Origin of the sequence: Dolichospermum circinale AWQC310F, from assembly GCF_000426925.1 — a bacterium.
Lineage (GTDB): Bacteria > Cyanobacteriota > Cyanobacteriia > Cyanobacteriales > Nostocaceae > Dolichospermum > Dolichospermum circinale.
In genome coordinates this window covers 20,763-47,627 of sequence record NZ_KE384693.1, presented here as the reverse complement: position 1 = coordinate 47,627, position 26,865 = coordinate 20,763, and the positions used below count along the sequence as shown (strand labels likewise).

General features: G+C 37.7%; 23 protein-coding genes and 1 pseudogene. 13 read left to right on the top strand and 11 right to left on the bottom strand.

Annotation, left to right across the window (positions count from 1 at the left end; genetic code table 11):
* Positions 1–1,364: P-loop domain-containing protein (locus ACIR310F_RS22685; protein ID WP_155963848.1), on the bottom strand; the 1,364-nt coding region annotated here is incomplete at its 3' end.
* A gap of 227 nt (positions 1,365–1,591) precedes the next feature.
* Here ACIR310F_RS22685 and ACIR310F_RS0115000 point away from each other — a divergent pair.
* The 4 genes from ACIR310F_RS0115000 (at position 1,592) to ACIR310F_RS0114985 (ending at position 5,031) form a co-directional block, all read left to right on the top strand.
* Positions 1,592–1,912, top strand: a complete 321-nt coding sequence (locus ACIR310F_RS0115000) for a nucleotidyltransferase domain-containing protein (protein ID WP_028084528.1) — start codon at positions 1,592–1,594, stop codon at positions 1,910–1,912.
* Positions 1,909–2,316, top strand: a complete 408-nt coding sequence (locus ACIR310F_RS0114995; protein WP_035368099.1) for a HEPN domain-containing protein — start codon at positions 1,909–1,911, stop codon at positions 2,314–2,316. The genes ACIR310F_RS0115000 and ACIR310F_RS0114995 overlap by 4 nt, the downstream gene beginning before the upstream one ends.
* A gap of 315 nt (positions 2,317–2,631) precedes the next feature.
* The gene (moeB, locus tag ACIR310F_RS0114990; protein ID WP_028084526.1) at positions 2,632–3,804 is read left to right on the top strand and encodes a molybdopterin-synthase adenylyltransferase MoeB; all 1,173 of its coding nucleotides are present in this window, start codon (positions 2,632–2,634) and stop codon (positions 3,802–3,804) included.
* 510 nt (positions 3,805–4,314) lie between these two features.
* Positions 4,315–5,031 (top strand): response regulator transcription factor, encoded by a 717-nt coding sequence (locus ACIR310F_RS0114985; RefSeq protein ID WP_028084525.1) that lies wholly within the window; start codon positions 4,315–4,317, stop codon positions 5,029–5,031.
* A 237-nt stretch (positions 5,032–5,268) separates the two neighbouring features.
* On the opposite strand, the gene ACIR310F_RS0114980 is transcribed toward ACIR310F_RS0114985, so the two are convergent.
* Positions 5,269–5,775: a hypothetical protein gene (locus ACIR310F_RS0114980; RefSeq protein WP_028084524.1), complete on the bottom strand. Its 507-nt coding sequence runs from the start codon at positions 5,773–5,775 to the stop codon at positions 5,269–5,271.
* A gap of 14 nt (positions 5,776–5,789) precedes the next feature.
* Positions 5,790–6,341, bottom strand: coding sequence for a GNAT family N-acetyltransferase (locus ACIR310F_RS0114975; RefSeq protein WP_028084523.1), 552 nt, complete (start codon positions 6,339–6,341; stop codon positions 5,790–5,792).
* Between the two features lie 84 nt (positions 6,342–6,425).
* On the opposite strand from ACIR310F_RS0114975, the pseudogene glmU reads away from it, so the two are divergent.
* The 3 genes and pseudogenes from glmU to ACIR310F_RS0114965 form a co-directional block, all read left to right on the top strand.
* A pseudogene (gene glmU, locus ACIR310F_RS25715) lies at positions 6,426–6,562 on the top strand (bifunctional UDP-N-acetylglucosamine diphosphorylase/glucosamine-1-phosphate N-acetyltransferase GlmU); the annotation flags it as partial.
* Between the two features lie 130 nt (positions 6,563–6,692).
* Positions 6,693–7,628: an AccI family restriction endonuclease gene (locus tag ACIR310F_RS0114970; protein WP_028084522.1), complete on the top strand. Its 936-nt coding sequence runs from the start codon at positions 6,693–6,695 to the stop codon at positions 7,626–7,628.
* A gap of 6 nt (positions 7,629–7,634) precedes the next feature.
* Positions 7,635–9,128 (top strand): Eco57I restriction-modification methylase domain-containing protein, encoded by a 1,494-nt coding sequence (locus tag ACIR310F_RS0114965; protein ID WP_028084521.1) that lies wholly within the window; start codon positions 7,635–7,637, stop codon positions 9,126–9,128.
* A 99-nt stretch (positions 9,129–9,227) separates the two neighbouring features.
* On the opposite strand, the gene ACIR310F_RS0114960 is transcribed toward ACIR310F_RS0114965, so the two are convergent.
* The 4 genes from ACIR310F_RS0114960 to ACIR310F_RS0114940 form a co-directional block, all read right to left on the bottom strand.
* Positions 9,228–9,968, bottom strand: a complete 741-nt coding sequence (locus ACIR310F_RS0114960; RefSeq protein WP_028084520.1) for an HNH endonuclease — start codon at positions 9,966–9,968, stop codon at positions 9,228–9,230.
* 2 nt (positions 9,969–9,970) lie between these two features.
* Positions 9,971–11,254: an AAA family ATPase gene (locus ACIR310F_RS0114955; protein WP_028084519.1), complete on the bottom strand. Its 1,284-nt coding sequence runs from the start codon at positions 11,252–11,254 to the stop codon at positions 9,971–9,973.
* A 221-nt stretch (positions 11,255–11,475) separates the two neighbouring features.
* Entirely contained in the window at positions 11,476–13,068 is a 1,593-nt protein-coding gene (locus tag ACIR310F_RS0114950; RefSeq protein ID WP_028084518.1) for a 2-isopropylmalate synthase, read from the bottom strand.
* Between the two features lie 197 nt (positions 13,069–13,265).
* Positions 13,266–13,787 (bottom strand): LabA-like NYN domain-containing protein, encoded by a 522-nt coding sequence (locus tag ACIR310F_RS0114940; RefSeq protein WP_027402274.1) that lies wholly within the window; start codon positions 13,785–13,787, stop codon positions 13,266–13,268.
* A gap of 920 nt (positions 13,788–14,707) precedes the next feature.
* Here ACIR310F_RS0114940 and ACIR310F_RS0114930 point away from each other — a divergent pair.
* On the top strand, positions 14,708–15,439 hold the full coding sequence (locus ACIR310F_RS0114930; RefSeq protein ID WP_028084516.1) for a hypothetical protein: 732 nt from the start codon (positions 14,708–14,710) through the stop codon (positions 15,437–15,439).
* 45 nt (positions 15,440–15,484) lie between these two features.
* Here ACIR310F_RS0114930 and ACIR310F_RS0114925 read toward each other — a convergent pair whose 3' ends face one another.
* From ACIR310F_RS0114925 to ACIR310F_RS0114910, 4 genes are all read right to left on the bottom strand, one after another.
* On the bottom strand, positions 15,485–16,624 hold the full coding sequence (locus ACIR310F_RS0114925) for a quinone-dependent dihydroorotate dehydrogenase (protein ID WP_028084515.1): 1,140 nt from the start codon (positions 16,622–16,624) through the stop codon (positions 15,485–15,487).
* A gap of 453 nt (positions 16,625–17,077) precedes the next feature.
* Positions 17,078–18,844 carry a ribonuclease J gene (locus tag ACIR310F_RS0114920; protein ID WP_028084514.1) on the bottom strand — a complete coding sequence of 589 codons (1,767 nt, stop codon included), beginning with the start codon at positions 18,842–18,844 and terminating at the stop codon, positions 17,078–17,080.
* A 350-nt stretch (positions 18,845–19,194) separates the two neighbouring features.
* Positions 19,195–20,079 (bottom strand): 4-hydroxy-tetrahydrodipicolinate synthase, encoded by an 885-nt coding sequence (gene dapA, locus ACIR310F_RS0114915; RefSeq protein ID WP_028084513.1) that lies wholly within the window; start codon positions 20,077–20,079, stop codon positions 19,195–19,197.
* Between the two features lie 72 nt (positions 20,080–20,151).
* Complete coding sequence (locus tag ACIR310F_RS0114910) at positions 20,152–21,183, bottom strand: aspartate-semialdehyde dehydrogenase (RefSeq protein ID WP_028084512.1); 1,032 nt, start codon at positions 21,181–21,183, stop codon at positions 20,152–20,154.
* Between the two features lie 566 nt (positions 21,184–21,749).
* On the opposite strand from ACIR310F_RS0114910, the gene tig reads away from it, so the two are divergent.
* From tig to ACIR310F_RS0114890, 5 genes are all read left to right on the top strand, one after another.
* Positions 21,750–23,162: a trigger factor gene (gene tig, locus ACIR310F_RS0114905; RefSeq protein ID WP_028084511.1), complete on the top strand. Its 1,413-nt coding sequence runs from the start codon at positions 21,750–21,752 to the stop codon at positions 23,160–23,162.
* Between the two features lie 175 nt (positions 23,163–23,337).
* Entirely contained in the window at positions 23,338–24,015 is a 678-nt protein-coding gene (clpP, locus tag ACIR310F_RS0114900; RefSeq protein ID WP_028084510.1) for an ATP-dependent Clp endopeptidase proteolytic subunit ClpP, read from the top strand.
* A 30-nt stretch (positions 24,016–24,045) separates the two neighbouring features.
* Positions 24,046–25,383 carry an ATP-dependent protease ATP-binding subunit ClpX gene (gene clpX, locus ACIR310F_RS0114895; protein WP_028084509.1) on the top strand — a complete coding sequence of 446 codons (1,338 nt, stop codon included), beginning with the start codon at positions 24,046–24,048 and terminating at the stop codon, positions 25,381–25,383.
* Between the two features lie 14 nt (positions 25,384–25,397).
* Positions 25,398–25,571, top strand: coding sequence for a hypothetical protein (locus ACIR310F_RS25710; RefSeq protein WP_155963846.1), 174 nt, complete (start codon positions 25,398–25,400; stop codon positions 25,569–25,571).
* A 95-nt stretch (positions 25,572–25,666) separates the two neighbouring features.
* Entirely contained in the window at positions 25,667–26,497 is an 831-nt protein-coding gene (locus ACIR310F_RS0114890) for an alpha/beta fold hydrolase (protein WP_028084508.1), read from the top strand.
* The last annotated feature ends 368 nt before the right edge of the window (positions 26,498–26,865 follow it).

Genomic DNA, 26,865 nt, shown 5'->3' with positions numbered 1-26,865 from the left:
AAAGAGCGAATAATAGTAAAAGTTTCGCTCTTTCTTCTGCTAGAATTTAGAAAATGAAAACGCCCTGCTGCTATAGCTGGTAAAACATAGCGCAGGTACATAAAATTATTTTCGCTCTTGGCTGCTAACTGCTGCACAAAAGCGTCGGGAGTGATATGTTTGTTTCTTATCCAAGTTTGTAATCCGGCTTTATGTTCTGGATCATTGTTTAAACAGAAGCGAATATACTCTTGAATATCATGCTGATTTTCTTTCTCATATTTACTATCAGTTAAATCTAAATATTCTTTTTTCGATCTTTCAGTATAGAGTCGTTCTTGAGTTGGTTCATAACGTCGTCTAGTCAAGAAGAAATAAACATGATCTGGTAGAGTTTTTGGTAAATATAAAATATTTTCTCCTCCTCGATCTTGCTTGACTTCATCCAGTGCATCAACGATAATAATTAATTTTTCATTGGTGGTTAGTTTTTCAGTAGCTTTTACCAGTAATGTTGATAAATCATCCTTATCAACATTTGTTAATTGATAGCGGTTAATCAGTTGTTGACGAATGCTTTCCAGAAATAATTCAGGAATATTACGATTTTCTTGTAAGTTGTTGAAATAACAAATTGTTTTATGTTCAAAAACGTATTTTGCAGCGATGGTACTTTTGCCCATTCCCGCATCACCAATAACTGTAAAATAGCCTTTTTCATTGGTGTTAATGAAGTTTTCAAAGGCATCAAATACAAATTTGCGACCGCAGAAGGATTTGATTTTTTCGGTGATTAGTGATTGAAATTCTGGTGGATATGGATATACCATAATATTTGGTTTCTCCTTTAATGACTCTATTAATTGCTCTAATTTTTTAAGAAATACAACTTGTCCAGGATTCATCGTCCGTCTAGCTACTCTGACAAAAACTTCCGAGAATTCTGCAAATTCTTTTACAATATCTATATCTTTCAACTCTCGTATTTTATCACCTAAGGTATTCCAATTTAGAAAATCTTCTACTTTTTTAGGTAAAGTCGAGGGATGATCAGAATTAAAATTATCCCAAAAAAATCCTTGAATTTCTTTTTCTCTAAAAAGTTTAAGAACAGGTTCAGGTTTATTAACGCCATAGTGAACTAAAGCATATTTATAAACTCCATCAAAATCTTTTGGTGGTTGTATCGGATCAAGTTTTAATTCCTGTAAAATTTTTATGACAGTTTCACTCCGTTGTGTTTGCTTAATAGCCAGGGTAGCAGTAGCAGGAGCAATTTTAACGATCGCACTAATTACTGAGTTTATGTCCATTTTAGCGATAATATGACAGAAATTCACACCTATACTCCATTCTAACAGTAGATGGCAAGATTTAGCTAACACAATATTTATTATTTTCAGTAATGCACCTATTTTGAGACACTATTAGCCAAATCTATCTCCAGGGTCGAATGATAATTATCTATCAAAATGATAATTTGATACAGGTTTCCTACTTAAAATAAGAGAATTTTCTCTTATTTTTTTCAAAATGAGAATTACTGGCAATTATTGGATGAGGAGATTAAAATATAGTTAGATAAAGTTGGTTTTTCTCTAGAGGAATAGAAATGATACAGGATAGTGATCGGAAAATTGTTTCAGAGTTTCGCTCTCGACTGGAAGCGATAATTCCCATTTTGGATTTACGGGTATTTGGTTCAAGAGCGCGAGGTGATGCTACAGAAGAATCAGATTTAGATGTGTTTATTAAAATTACTGAATTAGATAGATCACGTCGAGAAAAAATTAGTGATTTGGCATGGGAAGTAGGTTTTAAATATGATCTAGTTATTTCCACCTTTGTAGTTACAGAAGCACAGGTAGAAAGGGGAGCTATGGGAGCTAGTCCCTTACTTTCTAAGGTGTTACAAGAGGGTATTGCTATATGATAAATCAGCAACTAAAGTTATTAATTGAGTACCGTTTATCTGAAAGTGAAGAAACTTTAAGAGAAGCAAAGATTTTACTCAATCAATCAGCTTTTCGTGGTACCATCAATCGCTATTATTATGCAATGTTTTATGCGGCACTGGGTCTTTTAGCAACTAAAGGTTTAGGCAGTTCTAAACATAGTGGAATAGTTAGTTTTTTTGATCGTGAGTTTGTGAAGACGGGAATTTTTTCTAAGGATTTATCACGGAGTTTTCATCGAGCATTTGATGAACGACAAGCAAGTGATTATGGAGAAATGTTAGAAGCAGATATGGGGTCAGCAATGGCTCTATTTGAGAGAGCGCAGAATTTTGTGGATGAAATTACACAGTATTTAAAGTCTTGGATGGAGGTTAACTAACCTTCTGGTAAGCACATTTTCTAGTCTACTAGCGATTGCCTCATTTTCTAGTTGGGGGCGATGTTTAAACAGAAGTGAATATACTCTTGAATATCATTCTGATTTTATACATTAAAATAACGAATTGCCTTATTATCAAAATATCCTTGCTCAGAATACCCTGATGTGATATTATCGCTACAAAATGGCCAAGCTGGTGAACTGCAAAGCTGAATTTTTGATGACAATCACCAGTTTCCAGCCCAGACAATTAAAGTGATCAACTTAGTAATTTTAAGTTAAGATTAATACTCCGCGCTGATTCCTACAACTGCTATGCTAAATCCCAATCTGGATGAAATCCAGTTGACAAAAGACGACTACGAACGCTATTCCCGCCACTTAATTTTACCAGAGGTGGGCATGGAAGGGCAAAAACGCCTCAAAGCTGCCAGTGTATTATGTATCGGTACTGGTGGACTGGGTTCACCACTACTGTTATATCTTGCAGCAGCGGGTATTGGTAGAATTGGTATTGTTGATTTTGATGTGGTTGATACCTCTAACCTCCAACGTCAAGTTATTCACGGGACCTCTTGGGTCGGTAAACCCAAAATCGAATCAGCAAAAAACCGCATTCATGAAATTAACCCCCATTGTCAGGTTGATTTATATGAAACTCGTCTCAGTTCAGAAAATGCTCTCGATATTATTCGTCCTTACGATATCGTTGTAGATGGAACTGATAATTTCCCGACTCGCTATCTGGTCAACGACGCTTGTGTTTTATTAGATAAACCTAACGTTTACGGTTCTATTTTCCGTTTTGAAGGACAAGCAACCGTCTTTAACTATGAAGGTGGTCCCAACTATCGTGACTTATACCCCGAACCACCACCACCAGGAATGGTTCCTTCTTGTGCTGAGGGTGGTGTTCTGGGAATTTTACCAGGAATGATTGGCATTATCCAAGCCACGGAAACAGTGAAAATTATTTTGGGTAATGGTACTACCCTGAGTGGTAGACTGGTGCTTTACAACGCTTTGGATATGAAATTCCGGGAGTTGAAATTGCGTCCTAATCCTATCCGTCCAGTTATTAACAAGCTGATAGATTACGAACAATTTTGTGGTATTCCCCAAGCCAAAGCTGAAGAAGCGAAGCAGCAAATGGAAATTCAAGAAATGACGGTTAAGGAATTAAAGGCGTTATTAGATGGTGGTGCTAAGGACTTTGTACTACTAGATGTGCGTAATCCTAATGAGTATGAAATTGCTAAAATTCCTGGTTCTGTGTTAGTTCCTTTACCAGAAATTGAAAATGGTGATGGTGTGGCTAAGGTACGGGAGTTACTCAACGGACACCGCTTAATTGCTCATTGTAAAATGGGTGGTCGTTCGGCGAAAGCCTTGGCTATTCTCAAAGAAGCAGGAATGACTGGTACAAATGTCAAAGGTGGAATTAATGCTTGGAGTCAAGAAGTAGATCCTTCTGTTCCTCAGTATTGATACTTCCGTGGAGGATTGTTGATATTTAGAAATATTACCATAACCATCCTCAATTCGATGTGAATAATCAGATACCCGATTTTGAGAGGTCGGGTATCTTACTCTTTTTTTGTCTCCAGATTACCGTTCAAAAATTCTATGTCTCAGAATATTCATCTTTGTGTCTCTGAGGGAGAGAAATTCATACTTTAATGTACGTATTCCGTATATTTAATTAATACAAAAAAATCTTTAAAAAATACCAAAATTGTACATTACTTATCATCTTCAAAAAAGAGTAAAATGTCTTTGCATAAACTTGATGGAAAATTTAGTTAAAGCAGTTTCCAGGTGAGAACATAGACTGTATCCATTATCCGAGTCGTAGCATCATCAAATTTAGACACCACATATACTTTCAACCCCGTTGCTACAAGTGACAGGAAATTGAGAGTAGACTCGCTCGCAAAAACACCAGTTAACTAGCATCTATCGCCACAGCCAATTGCCAAAACAATAATATACTGCATTATGGATACGCTTTCCACGACCAATTCCAAGATTTTGATTGTAGATGACGATTCCAGTGTCCGCAACCTCATTCAGCGTTTTTTGAGTCGCAACTATCAAATAGAATCAGCAGCGGATGGTAAAGCTGCTCTTGTTTTATTTGAGCAATTAAATCCTGCTTTAGTGATTTTAGACTGGAATTTACCAGATGCAAATGGATATAAACTTTGTCAAGAAATGCAAAGCCGTACTAATGTTTTAGTCATGATGCTCACCAGTCGCAATGATGAAGCTGATAAAATTAAAGTTCTGGCCGCTGGTGCAGATGATTTTTTGACCAAACCATTTAGTTTAGCAGAGGTAGAAGTCAGGGTAGAAGCCCTATTAAGACGAGTCCGCTATATTCAACCAAGTCCGTCACAACGTCTGACTTTTAACCAGTTGGCTATTAACTCAGAAGCGCGAGAGGTAACACTTAATAACAAACCTTTGGCTTTAACTGCTCTAGAGTTTAACATCTTACATTTTCTGGCTACCCATCCGGGACAAGCATGGAGTCGTAGCCAACTGATTCAAAAGATTTGGGGTTGTGATTATGTGGGAGACGGTCGCGTTGTAGATGTGCATATTGGTCAACTACGCAAGAAAATGGAAGCTGATTCTAGTATGCCGGAGTTTATTAAAACGGTGCGGGGTTATGGTTATAAATTTGACCCACCTGAAAATAGAAAGGCTTAAACTCTGGAAAATATCATTGTAATTGTTGCGATCGCTTAACAACTTGCTTAAATATTACCGAGGCTTGATTGAGATGCTTGATATCATTTATGCGTAGATATTGAAGCTAAAGCCAGGGATTTGTGTCTACTCAAGCCTCATATCAAAGCTTTATTTTTTCCCCTATACCCAAATTCCATTCTTTGAAAACTAACTGCACTTTTATGTTTTTTTGGGTGCGTTAAGAAACGCACTTTTTTATGCAGAAATTTGATTAATTCCTACTTGATAAATTACCTGTTCTCGTACTGAATTTGCAGCAGCTATAGCTATTTCTTCCCAATCACTAGCTAATAATAAAATGCTCAAAAGTGATTTTAATAAATCCCGATTAGATATAAATTCTTCAACATTATATAATTCATCTTGTTTTAAAATTTCTTCCAGTGCTAATAAAGCTACAGGTTGGGGTAATTGTAGTCTTTGAATCAAGCATTTTTGTGCTACTTCTAAGGCTATTTTTTCCCCTATACCCAAATTCCATTCTTTTAGGAGTAACCGCAGTTCTCGGTTGAGTGATACGCGCAACTGTGTCAACCTTCCAAACATTCCCGGATTTTGGAATAAAGCAGGAATTACTAAACCCCAATCTAATCCTGCTGTTGCGTCGCAGTCGGTTTCATCTTCAATTTGAATTGCTTCTTGAAGGGATGTTGGGTTAAAAAGTAAATTAATAGCTTCAGCTACATTTTGGTTATTATTCATAATTACTCCCTGCATCATTTTTGTAGTCGTAACATACCATATTCGAAGTAGGTAAGATTCTCGTATTCTTCATCAATACCAAGATTGAGCATATTTTGGTTTTCATAAAATCGTTCCGCAGTGGGAAGTGAATGCAGTCCAATTCTTCCACCATAACCTAATTCTACACTTCTGAGTCTTGCATATCTCAATAATGCAGTACCTACACCTTTGTATCGTGGTGGACGTTGTATTTCTTTACGATTCCAAGGAGCAGAGGTAATGTACTGGATATATACTAATCTTTTCCCAATTGCAGAGCGTGAACCGTGTAATTGAGTTTCCACCATCATTAACCCTTGAGTATAACCTTCACACTCAAGCGCATAACCTTCTTCATTGTCTTGTTTGCTAATATATCCCAGTTTAAACAACCAGTCCCAAAACTTATCTTCTGCTTGAAAAACTCGTAACTCTTCGCGCCATAAATTTTCATAATCATGGATATGCTTTTGAGATAATTCAACAATATTGGCGTTAACTGGTGAGTTGTCCGTACCTCGATTTAATTGAATTTGTACCTGCACTAATACACCTTGTCTGAATTTTCCTACAAGTTAAGTTTATCGCTGAACGAGGCGATCGCACCAAAATCGGTTCTAATAGTGTTTTCTAATAGTGTTTTAGTTGCACCTATTACTGTGGGTAATGATGTCTACATAGCCGCAATGTCCCTGATGATTCTTTGGTAATTGCACGCAGTTGTCAAGTTGTGAAACCAGGTTGGAAGATGAAAAGTGATAGTTAATCTTTTTTAGGGTGCTTTTATTAACTCACCTTATTTAAGTACAATATACTTCACTTGAATTAAATTTTTTATGAACAAAGATTTAGTGTAAAATCTAGTAAATATAATTTTTGACTTAAAGGTATAATTAATGCACCCATTTGAAAAAGTTTTATCAGTATCGAAAGAAAACATTGAAATTGAATTAAAATATATAAACGAAATTAGTTGGGCTGACTTTTGGTTAAACCCAAGACGTTTAAGAGGCAGTGATTTTTTGATGCGTTGGTCTCAAGGTGTTTGGAGTGAAAAACGCTTAACTGATGCCATTAATCAGACTAATCAGTTTTATGCAATTCCTTATGGACCAAGCGGAACAGCCCCTACAGATGACGTAAGGGCATTTGAACTTTACTTTGAAAGACTGGAAGCTGCTGGACTTGGGAAAATCAAACGTCCTGATTTATTGATTTTTAAAATAGAAGAAAAATCCTATGTTGATGATTTCTTAAAAGATATTGGTGGTAGTGAGGAATTACCGTTTATAGTTGAAAATGAATTGCAACCTCTAATCAGAAAATCACTTATAGCAGTTGAATGTGAAAATTCACTTTGGGTTGCCGAAAAAATGCCTGATTATAATAAAGAGATGAAACCTCAAAAAAGACTTGAAGGTAAAATAGGATTATCTAAAAGTGCTGTTTTACCAACAGTAATTATTAAAGAAGAAGACCGAATTCCATTAAATAGATGGCAAATAGAAAATAATATTCCTATCCACATTTGGCACGTTTTTTTTGATAAAGCTTACGGTTTATCTCTGAATCAAGCTGAACAACTTGTAAAAGAAGGTTTAATTGAGCCAACAATTCAAACTTTTCAAGCTCCAGGTGGAGCAACAACCAAAAAAGCCATTTACAAATTTTATTACCATTATGCTTATCATCTAGGAATTTCTACAGAGAAACCTACTTTATTACCCGATTATATCGAAGATAAAAATGGACATATTTTGCCTTATGTAAAATTTGCAGGAGGATCACTTCAGATTACCCAGGATGCTTTAAAAATACTCAATAACCTTTAATAAATTATGATTCATCAAAAACTACCTACTAATTGGCAAAAACGGGAAAAATTACGTGATAAAGGTCAATTCTGGACACCAGAATGGGTAACAAAAGCAATGGTTTCCTATATAGCAAAAGACACAAATTTAGTGTTTGATCCTGCTGCTGGAAAAGGAGCTTTTTTCAATGCTTTATTACAAATAAATCCCTCTATTAATTATTATGGTATTGATATAGATGAATATGTTTTATTAGATGAAATTTATCAAAAAAATAATTGTTTTGTAGAAATACGTGATTTTATTAAAAATCCTCCACAGCAAAAGTTTAACGCAATTATAGCTAATCCACCTTACATCAGACATCACCGAATTGATGAGAAGATGAAACAATTTCTCAAAGAGCTTTTTATAAATATTACAGGTTTTGCCATTGATGGTAGAGCAGGTTATCATATTTACTTTTTTGTCCAGGCATTAAATTTACTTGATAAAAATGGTAGATTAGCTTTGATCATGCCGGCTGATACTTGTGAAGGAATTTTTGCTCAAAAACTTTGGCAATGGATTACTAAAAATTATTGTCTTGAATGTGTTGTGACATTTGATGAAAATGCCACACCTTTCCCAAAGGTTGATACCAATGCGATTATTTTTTTGATCAAGAAATCTGAACCTGTGCAGAGGATTAAATGGATCAAGGCAAATCAAGCTAATGAGGAACTTTTTCATTTTGTTAAATCAGACTTTCAAGAAATTAATTATACAACCCTGGAAATTAATAATCGAGATTTAAAAGAAGCATTAACAACCGGTTTATCAAGACCTGAACATAATAATTCTAATTGTAAATATCACCTTAATGACTTTGCAAAAGTGATCCGTGGTATTGCCACAGGAGCGAATGATTTCTTTTTTTTAACAACACAGCAAGTAGAAGAACTGGCAATTCCTCAAGAATTTCTTAAACTCGCAATTGGAAGAACAAAAGATGTAACCGGGGATAAATTAACTATTGAAGATATCAAAAAATTACAAGAAAATAATCGGCCAACAATTTTACTTTCAATAAACAGTAATGAGAATATCCCCGAATCAGTTGCTAACTATCTCCAAGAAGGTGAAAAATTAGGTCTTCCTAACCGTCCGCTGATTAAACAACGTAAATTGTGGTATAAAACAGAATATAGACAAGTGCCACCGATATTATTTGCTTATCTTGGTAGACGCAATTCGAGGTTTATTAAAAATGAGGCTGGTGTTGTACCATTAACAAGTTTTTTGTGCATTTATCCTATTTATGATGATGAAATATATATCGTTAATCTTTGGCAAGCATTAAATGATCCTGAGACAATTCAAAATCTTAGACTGGTAGGTAAAAGTTATGGTTCTGGAGCTATCAAAGTTGAGCCTCGTAATCTTGATAAAGTTCCCATTCCAGAACATATAGTAGATAAATATAATTTAAAACGGCAAAAATATAAAACTAAAACTCAGCAACTTGAACTTTTTTAGTAAACAGTAAATAATGTATAATTAAAGAAATTTAATTTTGTATACATTTAACAACAATATACAGATATTCAACAGCAAAGATTCTGTGGTTTATATTGTTTATATTCTTCCTCCTGGACGCGGAATAGCCTTTCCTTCCACATCAAAGCAATCTTTACAAGTTCCAGGAAAAGCATTAATAAAGCGATTTAACATATCAGGATCATCTTTAAATACAGTCATCCAAATCGAGAAAAAACCTTGAGGTACAGCTTGTTCAATAACTGAATCTCGCATTGCTTCTAAAGATTCTTGATCATTACATTTACTAAGTCTTTGTAAAGCCCTTTCTGCTTTATCCCACGCTTCTTTACGGTTAATCCATCGGCGATCTTTCATTTGTGGATCAGACTTAGGTGTTTTATCGAGTCCCACCATTTCAATAGTTGCTTTAGCTACTATTTCTTCTTCCGAAGCTAAAGAAGGATTTACTTTAACAACTCCACCTTTGCTATACTCAAAAGCTCGGAAAGTATTATCTTGATCAATCCAATAAAATTCACTTCTCGCAGCTATTTTAGCAGAGGTTATGTGAAGATGTTTCCATGAACTATCCCACCTTTTTTCCATAGGAGATTTTTTAGTTGAGTTGCAGTTAGTACAAGCTAAACAAAAGTTTTCCCAATTAGTTTCTTCATCGGGAAATTGTGATTGTGGTAATATATGCTCAACATCTAGAGATGAGGGAATACGCATTTCACAATAAGAACAATATTGACCAAGCCGATCAATTAAATCCTTTCGTGCATATTTATAATGTTTGAAAACTTTTGTATTTTTACCTCTAACAACTGGTCTCATTTTTATAATCCTCTTGCCAAACGTTCCATTTTTAAGAAGGCTTGATAAGCTGGATCATCACTATATGGCATAGATAGTTCATCTAATCTATGTTTTAATTTCTCAATCTCTTCTTCAGAAACATTTTCTGCTTGTTCTAAAACCTGGTAATACTCTTGAGCAGCTTCCATCATATTTTTCCATCTTTTACTTTGTTGTGGTAATCCTAACCCTTGAACATCTTCAACAATATCTTCAATGCTTCCATTAACATATTCGCCATCTCTATTATCAAGATTTATGAGTTCATTATCCCTTAATGATTGTATAATAAATGGTGAATGGGTAGTGGCAAAAAATTGAATTTTCGGAAATGTTCTTTTTAAATCTTCAACTACTCGATGTTGCCATTTAGGGTGCAGGTGTAAATCAATTTCATCAATTAAAACAATACCCGGTGTAAGTCGCGCAGCTTCACCGTCAAATTGTGGATTTAAGGTGACACAACGATAGGCAATATCGGCAACCATTCCTATCATATTTTTTACCCCATCACTTAACATATTAAAGGGTAAAGTTCTTCCATCTTGTGCAGTAGCAACCAGTTTATTTTGAACTACATCATACTTGACATCTTGCCAGTCTTCCATACAATTTTTAATAGCCTCTTTAACTCCTGACAAAGTACCTAAAGGTCTTCCCTGTTGTAAAGACGCTAATTCCCATTTTTTAAACCAGAGCATTATTTTTTTCATTTCATTGGATTTAGTCAGACAATTCTTATATCCTAAAAATCGAGAATCAGGTCCTTTAGTATTTTTTATTTCCCTATGTTGAACCCAAAGACGACCTGTACTGTAATATGAAATCACGGGTAAAATAATCTTTTCTCTATCTTGATCTTGAATACGAACTTTTTGCTGTAATTCTCTAGCATATTGTAATATTTCTTTTGCATCTCCACGAGTTGTAGTAGCACTATTAAATTTGAGTTCTCTTTTCCATGATATTTCTTCTACATCTTCAAAACTACCATGACAAGATACAACAACTGGTAAAATAGGTTCTAGTGTTAGCGTTTCTCCTTCTGGCCTGAGAATACGCCGAATGTCATCTTTTTGAATATTCAGTGAGTTAATATTGTCCATTCCTAAAAAGAAGCTTCCAGCACCAATAGCTACTGCATCAAGAATTGCAGTTTTTCCAGTAGCATTATCACCAATAATAACATTAAATTGATCGGAAAACTCAAATGTTTTTTGGTCAAAACATCGAAAATTCTGAAGTTCAAGTTGTCTTATTTTCATATTATCCAATGTAGTTTTATCAGGTAAATTACAGCAGTTTACGATATTATGAGGTACAGATATTAATGATATATTAATGATAAAAATCTTGTGGTGCGGGCAAGATGCCCGCTAAACAAAAGTGTACCTCACCCTTATGGTAATCCGCTGTAATTAACAAATTATTAACAAATTATTAAAATAGAGACACGAGCCGGATAGGATTCTCGTCTCTACACCTTTTAGGCTACTACCCCCCCTTTCACTTTTTGCTGTAATGCAGAATACAATCTATTAAGTGCATTTACGTAAGCCTGAGCCGAGGCCACAATAATATCTGTATTAGCTGCATGACCTGAAAATACACGGGATTCATGGCGCAAACGAATTGTTACCTCCCCTAAAGCATCAATTCCTCCGGTGACTGATTGGACAGAAAACTCAATCAATTCATTTGGGACATTCACCACCCGATTGATAGCTTTATATACCGCATCTACTGGACCTGTACCAATGGCCGCGTCGGTTAATTCTTCCCCGTCGGGAGTGCGGAGTGTCACGGTAGCGGTAGGTTGAGCCTTACTACCACAGGAAACCTGTACCAACTCTACTTTAAATAAATCCGGGGCTTGTTGGATTTCGTCATTAACAATAGCTTCCAAATCCCAATCAGAAATTTCTTTCTTTTTGTCCGCTACTTCTTTAAATCTCACAAAGGCTTTATTCAGGTCATTTTCTGATAGTTCAAAGCCCAATTCTTTCAACCGTGTCCGAAAAGCATTTCTCCCAGAATGTTTACCCAATACTATTTGATTATCAGATAAACCAATTAATTGGGCATCCATAATTTCATAAGTGAGTTTATTTTTCAAAACCCCATCTTGATGAATTCCAGATTCATGGGCAAAAGCATTTGCACCAACAATGGCTTTATTTGGTTGTACCAACATTCCCGTTAAATTGGAAACCAAACGCGAGGTTTTATAGATTTGTTTGGTGTCAATATTTGTTAACGGTGATTCCGAATTTTCAGCCCGTCCCAAAAAGGGATTAAAATATTGTCTACGGACGTGCAAAGCCATAACCAACTCTTCTAAAGCCGCATTTCCGGCTCTTTCCCCAATGCCATTAATGGTACATTCTAATTGCCGAGCGCCGTTTTTCACCGCTTCTAAAAAGTTAGCAACTGCTAAACCTAAATCATTATGGCCGTGAACAGAAATAATGGCTTTGTCAATGTTGGGGACATTTTCAGTAATGCCCTTAATGATTGCCCCAAATTCGCTCGGAGTCGTATAACCTACCGTATCAGGAATATTAACAGTTGTTGCCCCGGCTGCGATCGCTCTTTCCAAGACTTGATACAAAAATTCTGGATCAGATCGTCCCGCATCTTCTGGAGAAAATTCTACATCATCGGTGAAGCTTTTGGCATAGGCTACCATTTCTTCCGCGATCGCAATTACTTCCGGTCTCGTCTTTTTTAACTTATATTGCAAGTGAATATCGGAAGTAGCAATAAAAGTATGAATTCTCCCTTTAGCAGCCGGTTTTATAGCTGCTGCTGCGGCTTTAATATCATCATGTCTAGCTCTGGCCAAACTACAAATTACCGGACCATCTTCTGTTCCTACTGTTTGAGCAATTTTGCTAACCGCTTCAAAATCACCAGGACTAGCAAAAGCGAATCCAGCTTCAATCACATCTACTCCTAGACGCGCTAACTGTTTAGCAATCACTAGCTTTTCGTCTATATTGAGAGTTGCTCCTGGACACTGTTCCCCGTCGCGCAATGTGGTGTCAAAGATGATAATTCTATCGGCTTGTCTGCTCATTAGCTTAACCTCTTTTAATTTTGATAATGGGCTGAATCAAAAAAATAATGGAATTAGAATCAATATTTTGATTTGTTAATTCTGCGGAATTTAAGATCATTTATTGACTGTTAATTCCTATATTCTTTCTTGATAAAATAGCTTGAACTATGAACTTTAGTTTTTAATTTGAGATTTGTAAATAAATACTAAGGTAATTAACCGTCAGTTTTTTCTATTCTGTCTCTAATATCATTCAAGTCTATATATCTATCAGTAGCATTGCGTAGCTCTCTGGCGATCATTCCTTCTGTTGACACTACTGTAATATGCGTATTTTTGGAACGTAATAACTCGATAGCCCTTTCAAAATCACCATCTCCGCTGAATAATACAACTCTGTCATATTGATCTACCGTATTAAACATATCAACGACAATTTCAATATCTAAATTGGCTTTTTGAGAGTAACGACCGGAAGCATCATCATAATACTCCTTGAGGATTTTCGTGCGGACTGTATAACCTAAACTGATAAGTGCATCTCGAAAACCGCGTTGATCTTGGGGGTCTTTTAATCCAGTATACCAGAAAGCATTGATCAATGTTGTGTCAGACTGTTCATACTTGAAATATTCTAAAACACGCCGGGGGTCAAAAAACCAACCATTTTTCTGTTGAGCATAGAACATATTGTTTCCGTCTACAAAAATAGACAGACGATTCATTGGAGAACCCATAAAAATTTACACCTAATAATAGATAAGAATGTTAGAGGTAAGAATAGATTATAGCAATTATCAAGTCGTAATTTTGCTAAGATATCTAATGCACATAATTATATATAGCTATGATCTTACCTCTTTTCCAGCCAAAACTTGGCCCAAATATCCCAGATCAGATCCCAATTATTTAACTTGTTCCACCTCCGGTACTGATTAAGATGTTGTCAAAAGAAGAAGATGTTTGAGAAGTCAGAAAGTATACTACCCCTCTTGTAAATTTTTTCCCCGCAGCAGGAGAGACTGTGACTCTTACTCCTCCAATAACAAAAGTTTTTCCTTTTGTCTCTTCTCGTAGCAGGTAGGGAAGGGATTCAGGTTGGTTTACTGAGGCTTTAATATTACCAAAAATACTTTTAAAACATCCTCTGATCAAAATTTACCAATAAAATTGACCTAGTAACAGCATTCCGAACTAGATAATATTCAATTTTACTACTAAAGGGGTATGATAACTAATTTGGGGTAGAGAATAGACGGATATTCATCAATATATTTTTTCATCAACTGTAGGCATGAGTTGAGAGTATTATCAATACTTCACTTTACTTTAGGAGTTTGATCAAACATCAATTTACAAATTATATGTGTGTAAAGTTACTTTAGCACCACTTGAGAAAAATTTCGATCCACATCAAGGAATATTTACATAACTAACCCAGTACCAGAATATTTTCTCTTCCTCCTCAGTGTCCATTGGTGCGGTAAATTTTCCATTGGGGTAGATCCCTTACTAGGGTAAACCGTCAATTTTTACACTAGTAATTAGCTTTTGCCAAGTAATTGGCGACATTTTTGCCGAAAGATACAAACAAATGTCCAAATTTTTGCCAATATAGAAATATTATTTTATAGAAAATAACTTGGCAAAAATCAGCATGAGTGAAAAAACCATAGAAAATTACGGGAAAAGTTTTCTCGTTCTAATTTTGCCGATATCATTTGTGATTGTTTTACTGGTCAATACCTGGAAAGTTTTACTCGTAATCTTATTGCTGTTAATGCTTTTGACTATTTGGCAGCAATATACATGGGAAAAGTGGTGTAACCAAGTTAACCCACTTTTCTACGAGTTAATTCAGGAAAATCAGGGAAAAATTACACCCATGGATTTGGCAATTAAGGCTAATTTTTCTGGAGAAACAGGAAAACGTTATTTAGATGCTAAGGCCAAGGAATTTGGTGCTAGTGTACTCGAATCGGAAAATGAGGGACAATCCTACTATTTTATCACTGCCAGTATTCTCGGCGATATTCTGGATAGTAGTGAATCTTCGGAAGATATTCCTAAACAACCAGTTACTAAAGTTGCGCGTTCGTTTTTAGCTCCACTGACTTCAATAGCCCAGGAAGAGAAATCTGAATTTGAATCTTTACCCGAACCAACCCCGGAGGAAATCAAAAAACCCCTAGAAAAACAGTTAGTTTTCGGTTCGCTGATTCAATCTGAATTAGCTAAACGACTCAATGTCTATTCTAGTACAGTTTACAAGCGACGCAACGACCCAGATTTCCCTGAGTGGAGTCGTAGCCGTGATCCTGATGGTATTGCTTGGTCCTATTCTCGTAGATCTAAGGATTTTTTCCCGATACAGAGTCAAAAGGAGTAAACTACCATACAATCCAAAATCTAAAATCTAAAATCTAAAATCGAATTAGCTATTACCGACTCCTATCGCTTGACTGATAGATGTCAGTCCCTTTTCTTCCAGTTTGGTTAATAAACCAGCGAGGATAGGACGTACCATCATTGGACCTTCATAAATCCAGCCTGTATAAGTTTGGATCAGACAAGCCCCTGCTGTGATTTTTTCCCAAGCATCCTCAGCGCTAAATATACCACCGACACCAATGATTGGCATCTGTCCTTGGGTTTGTTCGTAAATAAAACGAATTACCTCTGTAGAACGCTCTCTGACTGGTTTTCCGCTAATTCCTCCCCCTTCCTCTTGGGGGGATTTACCTGTTTTTTCAATGATTTGGGTTTTCAGTCCAACACGACTAATAGTGGTGTTCGTAGCGATTAAACCAGCGATTTGGTAAGCTTTAGCTAGATTAATAATATCAGCTATGGCTTCCCATTCTAAATCGGGGGCTATCTTCACAAATATAGGTTTATTTGCCCTATTTTCTCGTTGCAATACATCTATGATTTGACTGAGCATAGCAGCATCCTGGAGCGATCGCAATCCCGGAGTATTAGGAGAAGAAACATTAACTACAAAATAATCACCTAAATCTTTCAGTAATCGAAAACTCTCTAGATAATCCTGGGCTGCTAATTCCAAAGCTGTTATCTTGGATTTACCTAAATTTATACCTATAGGTATAGGTATTGGATAATTCAAGTTTTCTTTCCCCTCCTTCAGTCTTGCGGCCATAGCAACAGCACCAGCATTATTAAAACCCATCCGGTTAAGTGCTGCTTGATCTAAAGGTAAACGAAATAACCGGGGAGGGGGATTTCCTGGTTGCGGGTGATAAGTAACAGTACCCAATTCAGCAAAACCAAACCCAAAATTATGCCACAAAGTAGCGCCAATACCGTCTTTGTCAAATCCAGCAGCCAAACCCAAAGGATTAGGAAATTTCATTCCCAGTATAGTTTGTTCTAGTCGTGGGTCTTGGAGAGATAAAGATTGGTAAAGAAGATGATTTAAACAATTATTAGCCGGATAATAGCTAGTTTTTGCCAGCCAATTGAGACTACTAATAGTTTGTTTGTGTAACCACTCTGGGTCTGTTTTCACCAGAGTAAATAAAAAATGACCAACTAATGCTTTATAAATATCCAATTTAGGTGACAAGTCAGTTAAATTAGGGAATTTCAGAAAATAATTAAGTATTTATAGGGTGGTTTACGGCTTTGCTTAACACACCCTACTTATCTTTCATATCATGTCCACCCAATCACTTACGATATAGTTCATCATTGTATTGCCTTTTCCCAATTACCAATTACCCATTACCAGCTTCAACAGATATGATACAGCACTTCCCAATGTTATGAGGTACAAGAACCCCACCCCCAACCCCCTCCCCGCAAGCTAGGAGGGGGCTTAAGATGTACCTCATAAGAGCGGAAACCCCTGTAATTGTTCAACTGGACATGATATCACAAATCAAATATTAGTCCTTGAGGACTTACGAATAAGGAAAAATTGGAGACGTTATATACAACGTCTCTATTAGGGTTTTAGGTTACGTACATTAGATGTTCACCTTGGTGACTTCGCGCGAGATAACTCTTAAGAAGCCACAGCAGTAGAACGAGTACGTCGTCTTCTTCCGTCAGCAACCTTAACAGGAGGTTCTTCCGGGACTTGCATTAGTAGAGTCAAAGCCGGTTGACATTGCAACTCTCTCCGCATAGAACGAGCTAACTCCCGTTCTAGAGTTTCCTGTAATCCACCCCAGTCCGTATCTGCGGGTTGTCCTCCAGCGGGGGAGAACTCTAACCAACGTACACTAAGAATTTCCTCAATGCGTTGTTGCACCCATTTTTGTAGAAGCGATCGCTCAATACTCGTTACCACACCTTGCATATGTAGTTCTGGTTTAGCCATGAGCTTACCACTCCAGTCAATAGCCGCAGCAATAGTCACCATACCTTCTGAAGCCATGCGTTGCCGTTCTTCTAAGACTTTAGAACTAACCATACCCGAACTAGAAGTATCCACCAATTCAATGCCAGCGGCCACTTGACCAGAAACGCGGATAGAATTTTCTGTCAATTCTATGACATCACCATTTTTGATAATTACGATATTTTCCGCCGGAATGCCCATACTTTGAGCAGTTTCCGAATGTTTAACTAACATCCGATGTTCACCGTGGAATGGGACAAAGAACTTAGGACGAGTTAAAGCAATCATCAGCTTTTGTTCTTCTTGACAGCCGTGGCCGGAAACGTGGATACCTTTATCCCGTCCATAGACCACTTTTGCTCCCTGAATCATCAATTTATCAATGGTATTAACCACTGCAATGGTATTACCGGGAATGGGGTTAGCGGAGAATGCAACTGTATCCCCTGGACGAATCTTAATATGGGGGTGTTCTTTATTAGCAATTCTTGTCATTGCTGCCATTGTCTCACCCTGAGAGCCTGTAGTTAAGATTAATACTCTTTCATCTGGCATTCCTCGGACAGTATGCAGCGGTTGAAATAGACTATCTTCACATTTGATATAACCTAAATTCCGCGCATGGGCGATTAAATTTAACATGGAACGACCTACAACTGTCACCACACGATTATGTTTCTTTGCAAGTTGCAGAATCATGTTAATCCGATGGACACTGGAAGCAAAGGTAGTGACAAATAAACGTCCAGTAGCCTGGTAAAATACTCGGTCAAGGTTGGGAAAAACCGAACGTTCAGAAGGTGTAAATCCTGGAACTTCTGCATTGGTGGAATCACTTAATAAACAGAGTACGCCTTTTTCACCATGTTCAGCTAAACGTTGTAAATCAAAGGTTTCACCATCTACGGGAGTATGATCAATTTTAAAATCTCCCGTGTGGATCACTACACCTAATGGTGTGTGAATAGCAACGGTAAAGCTATCAGCAATGGAGTGAGTATTGCGAATATATTCCACAAAGAAATGTTTACCAATTCGCACTACGTCACGGGGGAGGACTGTTCTTAATTCTGTGCGGTCTCTGACTCCCGCTTCTTCTAGTTTACCTTCCAGCATGGCCAGCGCTAGTCTTGGTCCATGAATCACGGGAATATCAAATTGCTTCAAATGAAAAGCAATACCACCTATATGGTCTTCATGACCATGAGTGACGATCATCCCTTTAATTTTGTGGCGATTTTCCCTGAGATAAGTTGTATCAGGTAATACTATGTTTACGCCGTGCATGGCCTCTGTAGGAAAGGCTAATCCTGCATCTAACAGGATAATTTCGTCCTCATACTCGAAAACACAAGTATTTTTACCTATCTCGTGTAAGCCGCCCAAAGGAATAATTTTTAGAGCGGAATTAGCTTCGGTTTTAACCATTTTCTCCTGGAGATTGTTTTTTGTTGTGAATCAGTTGATAGTTCGGTTTATTGTATAAAAGGAAACTTTACACTTCCGTTTAAATCCAGCTTTTATAGAGTCATATTTGATTTCATTTACATCAAATTGAGTCATTTTTATATTAGATTTTTCGCATAATTGCTTAATTTGTTATTAAGCGCAGGTAAACATCTTGAAGATTTTTTGTTTGCTTGGGGATGACATATATCATGTTTGGACTTTTGCAAAAGGTCTTTTGTCCAGTTATAGCACTGGCGCTTCCATTGTAATTTACTAACGAGTACACATTATTCACACATTTATTAAATAAATCGCTCACTTATTCTTGTTTAGATTAAATTCAGCTTTTGCATCACTGATTCTAACTTATTCAACACATCTGTATCAGCTTCACACAGGGGTGGACGAGTTGAACCTACTTCCCAACCTTGTAGCTTTAGTGCTTCTTTGACAGGAATGGGATTTGTAGTTAAAAATAAAGCTTTAAACAATGGGAACAGTTCTAGATGAATATCGGTAGCAATTTGCATTTTTCCTAGACGAAATGCTCGAATCATCTCCTGTAGTTGATTACCTACTAAGTGAGAAGCCACACTTACCACACCTTCAGCGCCTATTGCTAACATGGGTAGGGTTAAAGAATCGTCTCCAGCATAAATCTGAAATTCTTTTGGTGTCAAGCGGCGAATTTCACTAACTTGATCTAAGTTACCACTAGCTTCTTTAATAGCGACAATGTTATCAATTTCCGCTAACTGTACCACAGTTTCTGGCAACAGGTTTTGACCAGTCCTGCCAGGAATATTATACAACATCATGGGCAGATCGGGACAAGATTCGGCTATTGCCTGAAAATGCTTGTATAATCCCGCTTGTGGTGGTTTGTTGTAATAGGGAACTACTTGTAAAGAACCATGTACTCCTATTTTAGCCGCTTTTTGGGTGGCTGCGATCGCTTCTTTGGTGTAATTAGAACCACACCCAGCTATTACTTTAGCTTTTCCTGATACAGTCTGCAACACCTCCACAAATAATTGGTATTCTTCTTCCCAACTCAGTGCTGGGGATTCCCCTGTTGTTCCACATACCACTAGTGCATCTGTACCGTTATTCACTAGATGGTCTGCTAGTTTTGCGACTACATCATAATTAATGCTACCGTCTGCTTGAAACGGCGTGATCATAGCGGTTACTATTGTCCCAAAATCTCCCACACTCTTTTCTCTCCTAAGTTAGTTGTCCGTTTTCCGTTGTTAATTACCCGTGAGAAATGACTCAATTAAAATTTATAGTCTAGTAGATTTTAGTAAATTCTTCTCTACTAATAATTCTGCTATTTGTACTGCATTTAAAGCTGCACCTTTACGGATTTGATCTCCACACAGCCACAATTCTAAACCACAAGGATGAGAAATATCTTGACGAATTCTGCCTACTAAAACTTCATCTTTCCCACTAGCATCTATAGGCATAGGAAAATAATTTGCTTGCCAATCTTCCACTAATTTAACACCCGGTGATATTCTTAAAATTTCTCTAGCTTCTTCTGGATTAAAAGGAGTGGCAAATTCCAAATTAATGGCTTCCGAGTGAGCGCGGAGGACGGGAACACGGACACAAGTAGCGGTAATTTGGATTTCTTGACTACCAAAGATTTTCCGGGTTTCGTTGACCATTTTCATTTCTTCCTCACAATAGCCCCAAGGTGTTAAGGGGGAATTATGGGTAAATAAATTAAATGCCAATGGGTAAGGTAAGACCTGCGCTAGTGGTTGCTGTCCTTGTAGTATAGCCTCACTTTGGATTTTTACTTCCTCCATGGCTTTAGCTCCAGCGCCACTGGCAGATTGATAGGTAGCTGCTACAATTCTTTTCACTGGTTTGACCTGATGTAATGGCCATACTGCCAGTGACATGAGAATTGTCGTACAATTGGGATTGGCGATAATTCCCTGATGATTAGCTGCCGCTTGGGGATTTACTTCTGGGACTACTAAAGGTACATCAGGGTTCATGCGGAAGGCGCTAGAATTATCAATTACCACTGCTCCCTTTTCTACCGCTACTCCAGCCCAAGTTTTGGAGATGCCACCTCCAGCACTAGCTAATACTATATCCACATTTTCCCAGACATGATCACTTACTGCCTGAATGGGGATATCCTCACCTTTGAATTTTAGTGTTTTTCCCGCGCTGCGTGACGATGCTAATAATTTTAGGTCAGCTAAGGGGAAGTTCCGACTTTCTAATAATTCTAGCAACTCCGTACCTACAGCACCAGTTGCGCCCAAAATAGCGACACGATAGGACTTAGACAAACTTGACTCCTCCTTTAAGAGGTAATTAACATTTTTTTAGCACAATTCAAAAAATTATCTCTAAATTATCTCTTTTCTTCCTCTCACCGGGGGCATTAAATAATAAAATTTGCATATTTTTGGGATATTATCTTATTTTTTGAGGTTTATTGAGGAATTTGAGACTTAACTAGATGGTAGTTGACAACAATTCAGTGATGAAAATCAAATATACGACATGATCGGATAATATAACATTGTACAGCAAAATGCAAGAACAGGAAAATCAAGCCCCTTGATATTTAGGTATTTTTAATCAGCCCTGATTGTTACGTTATGTTACCGGGATTAGGGCTGCTATGTGGAAATAATATCATAAAGTGTTCAATTCTCAACTTTTGGCGATAAAATGGATATCTGCTAAGAGATATCTATCCACCAATAGAAGGGAATGATGCCTGATCAGCACATCCTACGTGAGAACTCAAGATATAATTGCCGAGGCTATCTTAGCTTCTCACTGTAGTGGGCGATCGCGTCTTGTATATGATTCTCAGATCAAAATATCATAAAAACAGAAACAAAGCATGAAAGTTACCCAGGAAAAACTTCCCGCCAGTCAAATTGGCTTAGAAATAGAAATCACATCGGAAATTACCAAGCAAAAATACGAGCAAGTGATCAAAAATCTCACTAAGACCGTAAATATTCCTGGGTTTCGCAAAGGGAAAGTACCCCAGCAAATATTAGTACAACGACTGGGAACGAGTCGTGTTAAGGCAACTGCTCTAGAAGAAATTATTCAAGAAGGTATTGAGCAAGCAATTAAACAAGAGGCTATTAGCGCCATTGGACAACCTCAACTACGCTCATCCTTTGATGATTTAATTAACAACTATGAACCGGGACAACCCTTAATTATTGCTGCTGCCGTAGATGTAGTACCAGAAATTAAGTTGAACAAGTACACTGGTTTAGAGGCCAAAGCAGAGGAAATCAAGTATGACCCCAGCCGCGTAGATACTGTTATTGACGAACAAAGAGATAAATTAGCCACATTAGTACCTGTAGAAGGACGGGCTGCGGAAATCGGTGATATGGCAGTTATTGATTTTAAAGGTGTAATTGCTAAAGCTGAAGGTGATGATCCTGACAGTGAACCCAAACCAATTCCCGGTGGAGAAGGAACGGATTTTCAAGTGGAGTTACAAGAGGATAAGTTTATTCCCGGTTTTGTTTTGGGTATAGTGGGGATGAATCCTGGAGAAACCAAAGAAGTAGCGGCTCAATTCCCAGAACCCTACGGTAACGAAGAATTATCTGGTAAAGCGGCCTTATTTACAATCACACTCAAGGAAATTAAAACCAAAGAACTACCAGAATTGGATGACGATTTTGCTCAAGAAGTCAGCGAATTTGAGACATTAGAGGAATTGCGGGCATCATTAACACAAAGGTATGAAAAAGAAGCGGCTGATAAAACCAAAGACAACCAGCGGGAGGCTTTATTAACCGAACTACTTAATCATGTCGAAATAGACTTACCACAAACCTTCATTGATCAAGAAGTTGATGCTATGCTGACACAAACAGCGATGAAGTTGTCTGAACAGGGAATAGACGTGAAAAAGCTATTTACCCAGGAAATTATTCCTCAATTGCGGGAAAGATCAAAACCCGAAGCTGTGGAACGTATTAAGCGTTCTTTATCTTTACAAGAAATTGGTAAACGGGAATCTATCGCAGTGACCAACGAAGAAGTGGAAGCCAGAGTCACGGAACTGATAGCAGAATACCCTAATGAAGACTTGGATAAAAATAGACTCAGTGGCGTTGTCAAGGAAGAACTTTTAACCAAAAAGATCGTAGACTGGTTACTAGAACGCTCATCTGTGGAATTAGTACCGGAAGGTTCTTTAAGTTCTACAGCAGCAGAAATAGATTCCCAAGTCCAAAGCACGGAAACAGTACAGGCAGAAGAAACTAGTAATCCTGAGTAATGAGTAACGGGTAATGGGTAATGGGTAATGGGTAATGGGTAATTGGTAATTGGTAGTTAGGAAACATCTTTCCCCTACTCCCTACCCCCTGCCTCCCCTACCTTCTGAATTGTGCCCTAGGGCATAATGGTTAACAGTTCACAATTCGATTCCATTTATTGTTAAATATTCTAGTATGCTTGTATCGCAGTCGGGAAATTACCCAATTACCAGTTTGAGTTCTCTAGCCAATAGCCGCAACCTAAGCAGCCCCAGTAACATCGTCCCGATGGTAGTAGAACAGTCTGGTATGGGAGAAAGAGCTTTTGATATCTACTCCCGCTTACTGCGCGAGCGGATTATTTTTTTAGGAACACCCATAGATGATGTGGTGGCTAATTCAATTGTCGCCCAATTACTATTCCTAGATTCTGAAGACGCGGAAAAAGATATCCAATTGTACATTAATTCTCCCGGCGGTTCTGTTTACGCTGGTATGGCAATCTATGATACAATTCAACAAATACGTCCCGATGTGGTAACTATCTGTTTTGGACTAGCCGCGAGCATGGGGGCCTTTTTACTAACATCTGGAACTGCTGGAAAGCGGATGTCTTTACCTGACTCCCGGATTATGATTCACCAGCCTCTGGGTGGCGCTCAAGGACAGGCCATTGACATTGAAATTCAAGCGCGAGAAATTCTTTACATTAAGGGTGAATTAAATCAATTAATGGCCAAACATACTGGTCAACCTTTGGAAAGAATTGAAGCTGATACAGAGCGCGACTTTTTCATGTCAGCAGAAGAGGCGAAGAATTATGGTTTGATCGATCAGGTCATTTCTAGGCAAAATCTTCCCACAGCAGGGTAAAACGTCACTATTCTGAAATAAGAGGCTGATATGTCTAAGTACGACTCCCATTTAAAATGTTCATTTTGTGGTAAGTCTCAAGAGCAAGTACGTAAATTAATCGCAGGTCCGGGAGTCTACATCTGCGACGAATGCGTTGACTTGTGTAATGAAATCCTCGATGAGGAATTGCTGGATACAAGTAATACCGCCTCAGCGGCACCAAAGTCAGAACCACCAGAAAAACGCCGCACCCGTTCGTCTAATCTCTCTTTTAATCAAATCCCGAAACCAAGAGAGATTAAAAAATATTTAGATGAACACGTGATTGGCCAGGATGAAGCTAAAAAAGTCCTGTCGGTGGCTGTTTACAATCACTACAAGCGGTTGGCTGTTCTTCAGTCTAAAGTTAGTGGTAAACCGGGTACTGATGATGCTATAGAACTGCAAAAGTCCAATATTTTACTCATTGGACCGACTGGTTGCGGTAAGACTCTATTAGCACAAACTCTGGCCAAAATCCTGGATGTTCCCTTTGCGGTAGCCGATGCGACAACCCTAACGGAAGCGGGCTATGTGGGGGAAGATGTAGAAAATATCTTGTTACGACTGTTACAAGTGGCAGATTTGGACGTGGAAGAGGCTCAAAGGGGGATTATTTACATTGATGAAATTGATAAAATCGCCCGCAAAAGTGAAAATCCTTCAATTACCAGAGATGTTTCTGGAGAAGGGGTACAGCAAGCTTTGCTGAAAATGCTAGAGGGGACTATTGCTAATGTACCACCCCAGGGCGGACGTAAGCACCCGTACCAAGACTGTATTCAAATTGACACAAGTAATATCTTGTTTGTCTGTGGTGGTGCTTTCGGAGGTTTGGAAAAGGTTGTAGATCAGAGAATTGGCAAAAAGTCAATGGGCTTTGTGCAACCAGGAGAAGTGCAAACTAAGGAAAAACGCGCTGCTGATACCCTGCGTCATCTACAACCGGATGATTTGGTCAAATTTGGGATGATTCCTGAGTTTATCGGGCGCATTCCCATGGTGGCCGTAGTAGATCCTTTGGATGAGGATGCACTGATGGCAATTTTAACAGAACCACGGAGTGCCTTGGTGAAACAGTACCAAAAACTACTGAATATGGATAATGTCCAGTTAGATTTTAAACCAGATGCGTTAAAAGCGATCGCTCAAGAAGCCTATCGGCGGAAAACTGGAGCGCGAGCTTTACGAGGTATTGTGGAAGAATTGATGCTAGATGTTATGTATGAGTTACCTTCCCGTAAGGATGTGACTCGTTGTACTATCACTAAGGAAATGGTCGAAAAACGTTCTACTGCTGAATTACTAGTACATCCTTCTTCTTTACCAAAACCAGAATCAGCATAATTGTCAGTTGTCAATTGTCAATTGTCAATTGTTGCCCATCAGTTGTCAGTTGTCAATTGTCAATTGTTAGTTTTGAATTGTTAAGTAGGTTGGCGTTAAAAGTTGTCGTTATGAAAAGGGAACAGGAAACAGGGAACAGGGAACAGGGAACAGGGAACAGGGAACAGGGAACAGGGAAGAGGTTTTGAGCAACTTTACTTTTCGTTACTTATGTCGGTTTTTTTCCGTTCACCTACTTAGTTTTTAATTGTTAGTTTTTAATTGTTAGTTCTTAACTATTACCATGACTTATATAAATGTTCGGGGTGTTGATCATTATTACGAGTGGGTCAAAAAACCATCAAATATTATTAAACCAGTAATGGTTTTTATGCACGGTTGGGCGGGTTCAGGCAGATATTGGCAAAGTACCGCTAAAGCGTTATTAGATAATTTTGATTGTTTAATTTACGATATGCGCGGGTTTGGGCGTTCTCATGTTCAACCTGATTTAAGTTATGAATTAACAGAATATGCGGAAGATTTAGCGGTGTTATTAAATCAGTTAAATCTGGAGCGCGTTTATATTAATGCTCATTCTATGGGTGCTTCCATAGCGACTTTATTTCTCAACCGCTATCCGCAAAAAGTAGAAAAAGCAATTTTAACCTGTAGCGGTATTTTTGAATATGATGAAAAGGCTTTTGCAGCTTTTTATAAATTTGGAGGATTAGTAGTTAAATTCCGTCCTAAGTGGTTAGGAAAAATCCCCTTAGCCGATAGAATGTTTATGGCTAGATTTCTCCATAGTCCTATTCCTAAATCTGAACGTCAGGCTTTTTTAGAAGATTTTATTAATGCTGATTATCAAGCCGCTTTGGGAACAATTTTCACTTCTGTGAGTAAAGAACAAGCGGAATTGATGCCCCAAGAATTTGCTAAACTAACTGTACCAACCCTTTTAGTAGCGGGGGAATATGATATTATTATTCCTGCTGAATTGAGTAAAAAAGCAGCAGCTTTAAACGATAAAGTTAAATTAACAATTGTTCCTAATACTGCACATTTTCCCATGTTAGAAGATGCAGCAACTTATTTAGCAAGAGTGAGATATTTTTTAAATACAGGCTTTTAATACAAGATAATTGACGATTTTTTGTGGTAAATTACCCCATTGATTTATGATCTTGGTCGTTAATTTATCTAGTAAATCAATTGTTACACAGATTCAATACCTGTCCATTTTTGATTTTAGTCCTAGATTTTTTAGCGGGAAACCTAGAAAACCAACTTATTACCTTTCCTAAGAGGATGTTTTAAAAGTATTGGGCCAATATAATATGGCTTCGCCTCCCGTCAGGGATACTAAGTCCACACCTAAACAGGCGTTGTTACCACCTGGGTTGACTGTAGACGCAATTTCTAATCGCCGATTTTAGCATTAATATCATGTCTGCCCAATCACTGACGATACAGCGGTTTCCGATCTGATGAAGTACAAAG